The organism is Cellulophaga sp. F20128, assembly GCF_023015805.1.
Taxonomy (GTDB): domain Bacteria; phylum Bacteroidota; class Bacteroidia; order Flavobacteriales; family Flavobacteriaceae; genus Cellulophaga.
In genome coordinates this window covers 243,880-256,361 of the sequence record NZ_JALKBA010000003.1, presented here as the reverse complement: position 1 = coordinate 256,361, position 12,482 = coordinate 243,880, and the positions used below count along the sequence as shown (strand labels likewise).

General features: G+C 35.8%; 6 protein-coding genes. All 6 read right to left on the bottom strand.

What is annotated here, in order from left to right:
* Positions 1 to 4 precede the first annotated feature (4 nt).
* On the bottom strand, positions 5 to 1,624 hold the full coding sequence (locus MWU65_RS04940) for a sialate O-acetylesterase (RefSeq protein WP_247076070.1): 1,620 nt from the start codon (positions 1,622 to 1,624) through the stop codon (positions 5 to 7).
* 135 nt (positions 1,625 to 1,759) lie between these two features.
* The gene (locus MWU65_RS04935) at positions 1,760 to 4,087 is read right to left on the bottom strand and encodes a GH92 family glycosyl hydrolase (RefSeq protein WP_247076069.1); all 2,328 of its coding nucleotides are present in this window, start codon (positions 4,085 to 4,087) and stop codon (positions 1,760 to 1,762) included.
* 11 nt (positions 4,088 to 4,098) lie between these two features.
* The gene (locus MWU65_RS04930) at positions 4,099 to 6,096 is read right to left on the bottom strand and encodes a glycosyl hydrolase 115 family protein (RefSeq protein WP_247076068.1); all 1,998 of its coding nucleotides are present in this window, start codon (positions 6,094 to 6,096) and stop codon (positions 4,099 to 4,101) included.
* Positions 6,097 to 6,299: 203 nt separating this feature from the next.
* Entirely contained in the window at positions 6,300 to 7,949 is a 1,650-nt protein-coding gene (locus MWU65_RS04925) for a RagB/SusD family nutrient uptake outer membrane protein (protein ID WP_247076067.1), read from the bottom strand.
* Between the two features lie 18 nt (positions 7,950 to 7,967).
* On the bottom strand, positions 7,968 to 11,039 hold the full coding sequence (locus MWU65_RS04920) for a TonB-dependent receptor (RefSeq protein WP_247076066.1): 3,072 nt from the start codon (positions 11,037 to 11,039) through the stop codon (positions 7,968 to 7,970).
* 431 nt (positions 11,040 to 11,470) lie between these two features.
* The gene (locus MWU65_RS04915) at positions 11,471 to 12,376 is read right to left on the bottom strand and encodes an AraC family transcriptional regulator (RefSeq protein WP_247076065.1); all 906 of its coding nucleotides are present in this window, start codon (positions 12,374 to 12,376) and stop codon (positions 11,471 to 11,473) included.
* Positions 12,377 to 12,482 lie beyond the last annotated feature (106 nt).

Here is a 12,482-nt window from a genome sequence, read left to right as displayed (position 1 = left end):
GCCTCTATTTTTTAATTTTAAGATATGCCTCAGCATACCTGAGTCCCAACATTCTTTGACCTTCTGAATTAAAATGCACCCTGTCGCCTTTATCATCCAAGTCCGCTGCACTAATGACAGCGAAGTTTTTATCTTTTTTGGTATAGTTATGAAGCTCACGATTTAGAGCCATCCATAATGCTTCTTTTTTTGAATAATTCCCAAGTTCCCCAGCCACAATTGGTAGGTTTTTTTGGCCAACAGCACTTCTAAACTCCTTCGCTAAAATGCTCATATTTTTGGCGTAGGCGGCAACCCCTTGTGGTGATGCATCACTCTCGCCTTGATGCCACAAAATTCCTTTTACAGTTCCATATTTTTTAGCCAATACTACCTTCTGTTTAAAGTTGGATAATAATTTTACATTTCGATGGAGAGAATCTCCTATCCATTGGCCTATAGCACTTCCCCCCACAGCGGTTGGAATTAACAAAACAGATACGTTTTCTGGAACCTCTTTTATAAGATTTCTAGCAAAGGACATACCACTGTCTAAGCCTGCCATTGTAGGCTCATAAAAATGCAGTGGTTCTTTGGCTAGTATAATTTCGTTGTTTTTATTAATGGTTAAAATTCGAGTTGAAGATATGGTATCTAACGGTTCTACTAACCCGCGACCAGCCATATTGGATTGTCCTGCCATTAGAAATACCCATACATCCTTCTTAGGCGGTATATTTTTTGGGTACTCAACTATTTTTGGAAAATTATGGGTCCTTTTAAATTTGACTCCTTCCTTAGGCGGTACCATCTTATGCAACCAATTTTCAGCTAATAGAGGCCATGTTTCTGCCGCTATATTTCCTTTTCGCAACCCATAACCGTGTCCACCTTGGGGCAACATGTGTAACGTAACAGGTATTTTAGTATCTCGCAAGGCCGTAGTCATCACCAAAGAACTATTTCCATAGGGGTCATCAACGGTCCCGAAAATAAAAAATGGTGATGTATTTTCTTCTAATTTAAGTTCTGGACTTAAACTCCTGTTTTCCCCTTTATCTAGATAAGCTGGGTAAATAAGCATTGTAAAATCTGGGCGACTTGATAAATCGTCTATTGCATCAACTTGGACATAGGTATTCTTCTGAAAATTTGTAGCCGCATTTGCCGCTAAATGTCCGCCTGCTGAAAAACCCATAAAACCAATTTTCTGAGGGTCTACATCGTATAAAGTGGCATTGGCCCGCACCAATCGAATAGCACGCTGGGCATCTTGTAGGGCACCCTGTTGTTTATTTGGAACACGATATTGCAGTACAAAGGCTGTATATCCCAAGCTGTTTATCCATTCGGCAACTTCAGTACCCCCTTTATCTATTGCCAATATTTTATATCCTCCACCCGGACAAATTATAATCCCGGCCTTAGAACCATTTGGAATTTTAGGTTTAAAAACCGTAAGTATAGGATTGGTGACATCAGTTAATCGAATAACGCCACCGCTAGTGTCGTCTGTCTGTCTTGCTCGCTGTTTTTCCCGGGTTTCATTTGGCACTTTATCATTCCACAACAAAAGTGTATCTCTAGTTTGAGCCGTAACCGAACAGGAAAAAAAGACACCTATAGCTATTACAATAATCTTCATACTTTAGCTTAAAATTAAGGTTATTTAAAAACCCTTACCTATTTACAATAATAGGCATTCCTGTTGGCTTTTACCTTATCACAACCCTATTATGTACGTAAATACACATACAATAGGGTGTGAAAATACAACGAATTATTCCTTTGGTTTTTCACTCATTTCTAGCACTAATTCCCCTCCATTTGCAATTTCCTTCTGCGTAATTTTATAACCATCAATTGTTTTATTATTGAAGGTAACCTTATTGACATAAACGTTTGTGGGGCTATTGTTAATGGTTTTTATAACAAAGGTATTCTTTGAATAATACTTTGGATGTAGCGCAATGGTAATTTTGTCAAAAATTGGACTCCCAATTTGATATTCTGGATTATCCTCCGTACCTCCATTCATTTGAAACAACCCTATTTTGAGAAGTACATTTAAACTTCCCATTAAACCTTGATCTTCATCTCCATTATAACCGGTGGCAGGAGACAACCCACTAAATGTTTTATCAATAACATTTCTGGTCCAATATTGCGTAAGGTCTGGTCTTTGTAACATATTAAATACAAAAGAGGTTTGTATCGATGGTTGATTTCCAAAATTAACGGGAATCCTACTATACTCTGGGTGATTTTCTAGGGAATGAGAGGTACCCGATGTAAAGTTTATTTCTGCTGCTTTTACAAACTGCTGATTTAATTTCTCTACGGCCTTTTCTGTTCCTCCCATTAGTGTTGCCAAGCCTTCCAAATCATGCGGTACAAACCATGTAGATTGAGCGCTATTAGACTCTATAAAACCAACCTTTACTTCATATGGATCAAATTTTTGATACCATTCGCCTTCTAAGTTTTTAGGCCGCATCCAGCCGGTATTTTTATCAAAAACATTCCCATAGTTTTTAGAACGCTCCATAAAATAATCATAATCTGCCGTGTGACCCAACTTTTTAGCTAATTGTGCTAAGGTCCAATCTTGGTATGCATATTCCATCGTTAAACTAGCACCATCTTGGTGCCCTCCAAATTGCCCTTCTGGAATTGGATAAGGCACATATCCATTTTTAATATAATGAGCCAATCCACCTCCTTTATTAGTGATGTGTTCATACCCAGATTTTTCCATAATTCCATTTGGCATATGGTTCTTTTTCAAGGCCTGATAAATACCTTCTATATCATCCTTAACAATACCCTTTTGAATGGCACTCACAATAAAGGGGGTAGATGAAGCTCCGGTCATCACGTAGGTATAATTACCACCTGAAGGTCCGCGAGGAATTAAGCCACCGTCCTTATAATACTGAAGCAAGGAATGGGTAAAATCTTCCATAATTTCAGGATAAGCAAGGCCCCAAAGAGTGTTAATTGTCCACTGAGCTCCCCAAAAAGAATCTGAATTAAAATGATTGAATTTTGGAATACCATTATCATCTAAAGGCAATTGACCTATTCTAAATTCCTTGGCTGTATTGTCTGGATAGGCACCATTTATATCATTAATAATTCTACGTCCTTGTAAGGCATGCCACAAGTCTGTATAAAATCTTTTTTGACTTTTTTCTGTACCACCTTGGACGTCAATTCTACGAAGTAAATCATTCCATTCTGTTTTTGATTGGGAGACAATTGTATCAAAATTCCAATGCCCTAGTTCTTCTTTTAAATTGTTCCCTGCATTCGCTACCGACGTATATGAAATACCTATTTTCATCAGAACTTTTGATGTGGTTTCTTTTAGATTCACAAGATAATTGCCTGTAGTTTCATCCTTTTCAATGGAAGAAATAGGCGTATTAAAAAGTGCTTTAAAATAAACAGTTAGTGGTTTAGGTCTTCGGCGTGTTGGCTCCATAACCAATGAGCCCGTAATTTCTTTTGGACCGTTTTGTTGCAATACCCCGGCTGAATTTTCACAGGGTCCCAATAAGGTATTTAGATTAAAAAGAATGGCTGCTTTTTCATTTTCAGGAAATGTGTATTGATGAAACCCTACCCTTTTGGTACTCGTTAATTCTGAAGTGATTTGATACCTATCTAATTCTAAATAATGGTAACCCGGTGCAATTTTTTCTGTTTCATGACTAAATTTTGAATAAAAGTCTGTAAAAACTGTCGCTTTATTTGACTCCGATACCGTTACAGGCATTACAGAAACACCAGACATTTGCCATGCATGAATATGACTAAACCCTTTTATCGTATCCGTTTTATAGCGATAGCCACTACCCCAAGCTCCGCCAATTTGAGTGTCTGGACTTAAATTTACCATTCCAAATGGACGATTAGCAGAAGCAAAGAAAAACCATCTGGAGTTTTCAGAATCAAGTTGAGGATATACTTTGGCTACATAATCCGTTGGTTCATCGCTATCAACAACAGCTACTCTTTTGTCCTCATTTTTACAGGAAATTAGAGCGCATAGTATAAAACCTATTCCCACAACGCTATTTCTGATTTTTTGGTTTAGCTTCATTATTTATCTGATTAAAGTGTCATTTTATTTAAATTACTTTCAATTTCTTCCATCATTTCTAAGGTCGGAAATCCATTGTTTTGTCTTCGTATTTTTATGGAATACCAATGTTGCCATTTTGAATCCAAATCTCCTGAAGTTCTATTTTGATAGATCGTTTTAAGCTTTTGTTTTGCAATTGTTACCAACGACTTTGCTTCTTCTAAAGCGTCCTTATTTTTACTAACTTCAAACTCCCTTTTTAAGACTGCCATAGAATGCAAAGTTGTTTCAAAATCGATTAAATCTGCATATAAAATTGTTGGCAATAGGATATAGGAGTGATAAAAATTACCATCTAGCTCCACTTTGTCGTATCCTATTTTGGCTTCGGATAAGGCCTTTTGTAAATTGTCTTTAGCACGCGCTGTATGTATAAAGTCATTTGCTACCCTTTTATAGTCATAAGGCACATCCGTTTTACCCGGTCTCCGTATAGGTGCATTGGATAAATAGGAAACTGCCTCCCTAATTTCCCACAAATGTTCTACATAGCCTTTTCTTCCTTCTTGTGCTTCATGAAGCCATTTCATAGAATTACGGGCGTGATTTGCTACTTCTTCAGTAAAATAACGTTCCGTCCATGCTTTATAAAACGTATCCCCGTTAAAGGTTTCTGGATTATTACACACTTCACTATACGCCTCAATATTCAGTAAAAATGGTCTAAAATTTTGTCCGTTTACCAAGCAATAATTAGTTGTATTATACGTCTGAAACATATCTTTCATCACAGATTCCACTTTCTTGGGATAGGGATTATGTACAGTATGGTTTAACCAATACCCAGCATGCATGTAGGTTCCAAACTTATAGCCATCTGTGGTATTTGGCAAGTGTTCAAAATCACCAAAACCGTGATCGGACCACAATACGGTCCAGTCTTTTGGTGGTCTAAAACCTTCATTCCACATTTGCATCCCATCAGAATAACAAACCAATACTTTTGTTGCATCTGGCTTGTATTCGTCTACCAAATCGCCAAAAGCAGCATATACCTCATTAAAAACATCAATTTTACTTTCGCCACAACTGCTTTTATACTCCCAATCCCAAACTTGATGCCATGGTCTAAGTATAAAAATATCGGTTTTGGCTAAAGGCGTTTTTTCTAAATAATAGCGCCAAGCCTGCAACCAGTCTTCCTTGTAAGTTTTCCAACAATCTGCCTTATCGGCAGCCATAGGGTGAATTTGATACCCTAATGCAAAGTCGATTGCAATTTGCATTCCCTTCGCATGTGCATAGTTGATCATCTTATCCACATAGGCTATATCTATTTGGTAGTCTGGCGCTAGTTTTTTGTATTCTGGGCGAATAAAAAATTCTGGTCTGCCCAGCATATCAAACAATTGGATGGAATTATAGCGCAATCGCACTAGTGAATTAACCATTTCGGTATAACTCTCCCAATCGTACTCTAGCAACTTCCCTCTATAATTTGCCAGTTCATCTACATCATTTTCAAAATAAGTGAGTATGGGAACCTTTGGAGGGTTAATTGTTTTTGAAGTGAAGTGAGACAAATCAGTTGCCAATTTTTTACTGGGTAATTTCCCTGTCCAATATTCAAATGGATCAACTCCTAATACTTCTTTTGAATAATCGTAGGTAGCATATTGAAAACCTTGTACATCAGACCCGCCAATTACAATAGCATCTTGTCCATTTGAAAGTGTTGTTGTGGCCCATATTCCACCTCTTGAACCTGGAAATGAACTGGACAATACAATTTTTTTTTGTGCTGCCATTTCCTTAATTAATCCGTTTGAAAAAGTTGTTCCTAATACAAAAATAGTACCTGTACCTGGCAATTCATCAGTTTCTGATAAGAGTATTACTTCGCTATCAATAACTTTTTTAAGATCTTTTTTAAAATCATCAATAGTATTTAATTCCACATTATTTGCAGCTGCTCCAACGATTACGTAACAGTTTTCAGGCTGAGATTTTGAACACGAAAATAACATAAAGAACAGTACATAAAGTGAACACAAAATTACTTTAATTCTACAAAAAAAATTGGTCATACAATAGGGTGGGTTTGTGGAATTACAAATTAAAATAGGATTATTTTAAACCATTTTTTAAAAAAATAGGCAGACAAATTATCGCCTGCCTATAATTCAACTTAAACTAACTCTAATACACTTTATTTTTTATAAATACGATCTTAGTATTTAGGATTTTGAGTCATAGTCCCTGGTGAAAGTGATATCTCTTGCGTTGGAATTGGTCGCAATAAATGCTTTGTAGGATCAAAAGCTCCGTGGTTAATTATATGTGGATTGTAAAGTTCTATCCGTTCTTGTAATTTACCAGTTCTCTTTAATACGGCCCATCTATTATCTTCGCCTGCAAGCTCTAATGCGCGTTCATTTAAAATATCATCAATGGTTATGCTGGTATATTCATTTGCTACTCCAGTTGCTCGTTCTCTAACTCGATTAATATGTGCTAATGCTCCTGCTGTATTTCCTGCGCCTAAATGAGCCTCCGCCGCAATTAAATGAGTTTCAGCGATTCTATATATAAAAGTATCACGAGCACCTTCAGCGGATTCATTAAAATTTTCATCATCAAATTTTTTAAAAATTGGAAAATTCGTAAGTTCCGTATTTAAAGAATATAAGTAATTTACTCCTGGAATATCAGCAGGACTTCCCCATAGATATTGATCGGGTTGGTATACCCAATAACGATCTAAACGTTCTGCTAATTCAACCGCATCTAAAGCAACTTTAGGAAAATATACCACTGTATCTCCAGCGACTATATTATCTGGCCCACCAGGTTCATCTGCATCTGCAAGGAGCGCACGGTGAATTGTAACATCCTCTCTTGAGTCATTGTCTGCGAAAAGTGAATAAAAGAATGGTGTAGGCATAGGGCTACCAATAGCAAAACCATAAGGGGTTGTTGTTCTGTTTATACCTGGTAAATTAGCTACTGAATACATAAACATAGCATGTTTATTGTTGTTTTTATCAGCTGATGTACCATCCGTACCCCATTGCGCTGCAAAAAGCACTTCATCATTTACTTGATTGTCATAATCAAATACCTGTGCAAAAGTCTGACTTCTAAGGTCGTAATTACCTATCGCTAATTCAGCCAAAGTTACAGCAGTTGTATAATCTGAGGGAGTACCAAAGGAAGTATATGCTTTCGTTAAATAAACCTCTGCCAATACATGTTGTGCTGCTCTTTTTGAAAACCTTCCTGTTTGTGGGTCATTTTCTAAATCTGGAATAGCCGCTTCCAATTCTGAAATAATTAGGGCATAAGTTTCTTCTTCTGACGATCTTTTATAATCGTCACGAATAGTTTGAGGCTCATCTAATTCTAAAACTACACCACCGTATTGTTGTGCTAAATTAAAAAAGGCCAAGGCTCTTAATGCTTTTGCTTGTGCAATACCATAGGCTTTTTCAGCTAATCTTCCATCACTCCATTTTATTTGATTTTCATAACGATTAAGAGCTGTACTTGCTTTGGCAATAATATCATAATTACCTGACCACACCCCGTTGCCAGTTGGTGCCTCAAAACCTACATAATCATTACCAGCACTAATAGAATTAACATCACCTCTAGATGTAAAGATATCAGTCCCTTCAAACTTATAACCATAGTTTTTATAAACCGAGCGAACGTGGGGGTAAATACCTGCAACCAATTGGTCTGCATTATCTTCTGTTATAAAATTTTCACTTGTAACACTTGAGTAAATATCTTCTTCTATAAAGTTATCACAAGCATTTAATAAAACCATAAAAGCTAGTATAGCTGATATATATTTTATGTTTTTTAATAATTCCATATTTATATATTTTTAAAATTAGTATGACAATTTTAGTCCAAACAACACTGTTTGAGTCAAATACCCTCCGTTATAGTTATTTTGAAGACCTGTTTCTGGATCTGAACCAGCATAATCTGTAAAAGTAAATGGATTTTGAATATCTAATGAAAAACGTAAACTAGACATTTTCAAGGTATCTAAAATATCTTTTGGAAGTTTATATCCCAAACCAATGTTTCCGATACGTACAAAATCAAAATCTGTATAATAATAATCTGTATTTGCACCATATTCCAAAGCTGGATTATTAGCAGTAGGATTATTAGGTGTCCAATAGTCCAAATCTACTTTATTGAATTTAGCATCATCTCCCTGCCAAGGCACAGAAAGCTGATTAAATTCGGAATGTCCAAAACTACCTTGTCTTGTATATGCCTGGATTGAAAGGTCGAAATTATTATAAGTAAAGGTATTGATCATACCTGCTATCCAATCTGGTGACAATTGCCCTAAGACTACTTTATCCTCGTTATCTAAAACACCATCATTATTTTGGTCTTTAAATTTGTACTCGCCAGGAAATCTATTATACACTGCTGCCTCAGCTGCTTCGTCTAATTGCCAAATACCTAGTTTTTCATAAGACCAAATGGCATCAGCTGGTTGTCCTACTTGTAATACTCCATGGTTTTCATAAGGTATTAGATCTAAATTCCCATCCAATTCTATTATTTCATTTTTGTTTTTAGAAAAATTTAAATTGGTCGTCCAGCTAAAGTTTTCAGTCTGTATATTTCTAGTATTTAAGGTGATTTCCACCCCTTTATTGCGAATAGAACCATAGTTTCCTGTAGCAGCACTAAAACCTGTTATTGGAGATAAGGTTCGTCCTAAGATACTGCCGACAGTCTTTTTATTATAGACTTCTAAACCAAGGCGTATTTTATTGTCTAAAACACCAAAATCGAGACCTACGTTAAATTCTTTAGATCTCTCCCACGTTAAATCATAGTTTGAAAAACTGTTTACATTAGCTCCATTTACAAGCGTGTTTCCAAATAAATAATCTGCCCCTCCTAAAAGTGCTAGTGATCCATAGGCACTTGCTGAGGTATCGTTTCCAGATTCGCCATAACTTAAACGTAATTTTAAATTACTTAACCAATCTGTATCCTGTAAAAACTGTTCATCACTAGCTTTCCATGCAAACGCTGCTGCAGGGAAGAAAGCCCATTTATTATTTGCAGCTAATTTAGATGAGCCATCATATCTACCTGAAAACGTAAAAAGGTATTTATCATCAATACTATAGTTTAATCTTCCCGCAAAAGAAGCTATGGATTCTTTTCTATATTGCGAATTATAGTCTCTTATATTAAGTCCTGATTGTGTATTGTAAAATAAATACGCATCGGTATCAAAATCTCTAGTTTCAATATTACTCCAATCACGTTGGTTATAATACAAAGAAGAAATAAAAGTCGTTTTTAAATTATGTCCTTCTGCAACATCAAAATTTAAATCAACAATATTATCCCAAGAATACGATGTATTAAAATAGGCATCATAATGGGATTGGATTCTCCCCGGGTCATTTCGGGCAGCCTTTGTGTACAAACCTCTAAATTCACCAAATCTTGTGTTCTTTATATTTGGCGCAAACTGCGTTTTAAAATTAATCCAATCAGTAGGCTTATAGTTTAAAAACACATTAGCTATAACATCCAAGGACTTTGTATTCACTCTCCACGCTCCATTTGCATCATAATAAGGATTCGTAAAACGTAAATCTTGATCGTCTGGAAACAAAATAAGATTGCCATCAGTATCACGAGAATTTACGGTAGGTGGTAATCTTTGTGTGCTTCTATACAATTCTCTACTACCTTCTTCACGTTCAGAAAAAGCTAAATAAGCTTTTAAACCTACTGAAAATTTATCTGACACTTTTTTAGATAAAGATGCGCTTAAATTGTAACGTTCATAACCTTCTATACCTATCACACCTTCATCACTCAAATAACCAATAGAACCATTGTAGGTTAACCCATTACTTCCTCCCGACATCCCTAAATTATGACTCGTTTGTACACCTGTTTTTTGGTAGTCTTTTCTCCAATTTGTAAAACGTCCGTTCGCGGCATTACTTGCTTCTTCATTAGTATTTCGTATTTCATTAGAAATAAAACTTGCAACATTTATATTGTCATAATCTGCCGCAGTAGGCGTACTGGTGCTAAAAAGCTTCTTCCATTCTCTACTTCTAATAACATCATTTACAAAATTTACATATTCATCACCTGTAAAATAATCAGGCTCATTTGTAACAGAATGAATTCCTAGGGTTGCTTCATAGGTAAAGACGGTTTTGCCCTCAATACCATTTTTGGTAGTTATAATTACAACACCATTAGCTCCTCTAGATCCATATATAGCGGTTGCAGAGGCATCTTTTAATATATCCATTTGTTGAATATCTGCAGGATTTAAAATATTGATGTCTTCAAAAAAGATACCATCTACTACATATAAAGGTTTAGATCTATCCGCTGAAGCAGCATCACTTACCCCATCACGACCTACAAATGCATCATTTCGAATAGCTGTATTTCCTCTAATTCGAATATTTAATGGTGCACCTGGTTTATTACTTAATGATCGTACATCAACCCCTGAAACCTGCCCTTTAAGAGCCTGTCCAATATCGGTTTTCTTCTGAGCCGTAAGTGTTTCGTTATCCAAAGAAACCACCGCTCCTGTTAAATCGCTTTTTTTAATTGAACCATACCCAATAACTACGACCTCATCTAATTGTGAAGCATCCTCTTCCAATACAATATTTAATTGAGTTTGCCCAGTAAAGGTAACTTCCTTGGCTTTATAACCAACAAAGGAGAATAGTAAGATATCCCCATTTTTAGCTGCTATTTGGTATTTACCATCAAAATCGGTGGCTGTACCATTAACGGTACCCTTAACAAGAACGTTTACGCCTAAGATCGGAACATTTTGACTATCCGTTACTATACCAGTCACCGTACTCTGCGCCATTACACTACTTGTAAAGCCCATTATAAGGACAATAAATAAGAGTTTTAGTTTTTCCATTTTCTAATTGTTTAGTTAATTGATAGCAATTTAATGTTAAAAGACTGTTAACACTATGGACAAATAATGCCGATATATGGATAGAATTAAAAAACAACAACGGAATATATTTTTTTTATTACACCAACCTCAGTAGATTATAGGGCTAGCATTGTTTTGCAAATAAATAGAGAACAAGATTTTACAAGGCACATAAAACAATGAAAACCCAAAGGAAAGGAATATCGTTTTCCTTTTTAGGATGCTATTATGTTTAAAATTATCAAACAAATACCAATTTATACATTCATAAAGCTTGTTGCAACAATTGTATTGTTTCGTTAAACACAACAATCCCTTCAAAAAATCTAGGTAGACAATCTGCTACCCATGCACTGTCTTCTATACGTTATAAAAAAACAGTTGCAGTTTCAGTTGCCAAATGTCAATGTTTACATGGTATATTTTTTTTTGTAGGACATTGGCGTTCTTTTTGTGATGGCCTTAAACTGCTTATTAAAATTCGATAGCGTTTGAAAACCACTCTTATAACATGCCTCACCAATATTCATTTTTTCTTCTATTAAGAGTTTACAGGCATAGCCAATTCTGATTTCACTTAAAAACACAGAAAAAGATTTATTGGCATGGGTTTTAAAATATCGACTAAAGGAAGTAGGCGTCATATTTGCCAAGGTTGCTACCGTGCGCAATTCTATTTTTCCCCTAAAATTTTTCATAACATAGGCATGCACAGTATTCATCCGTTCCGTATCACCTTCTTTTAAAGAATTGGTATATCCAGGACTAGCCAATAAGTTAGTTTCGTTTGTATGCGTTAGGCAGCGTAAAATTTTAAACAATTCAAATACGCTATCGAGACCCTCTAAATGCAGTAAATTGGCCATCATGGCTGAAATATTTTGGGCTGTTTTCCCAGTAACATCCAAGCCTCGTAAACTCTTTTGAAATAACTGCCGCAGTTTAATCATTTCTTCCTTCTGCAAAAGGCTATTGCCTATGAAATCCTCGTGAAAATAGACCACAATACCTTCAGACCAGGCAATTTCTTCTACGGTCATCCCCTCATTATCACTCCGCCACATGTGCGGTAAATTGGGACCTGTAAAAGTAATATCCCCTTTCTTAAATTGTTTTACATGGTCTCCTATAAAACGAGTGCCACTACCTTTTAACACCATAAATAATTGGTACTCCGCATGAAAATGCCAGATGGGGTCAAAATTAGGTTGGCGCAACAACTTTGCTACAAAGGCTTGGGCGTTTGGAATGGGGGATTTTTGTAAGGCAGATTTCACGTATATAAGGGGTCTAATTATGATTCCTTCGGGAATCAAATTTTTACTAAAAAGGCAGTTATTTATAATTATATATCAGTAAATATATGTAAAAAACTAATATTATGATATAATACAGTCAAGGGTAGACAATATATAGCACGCT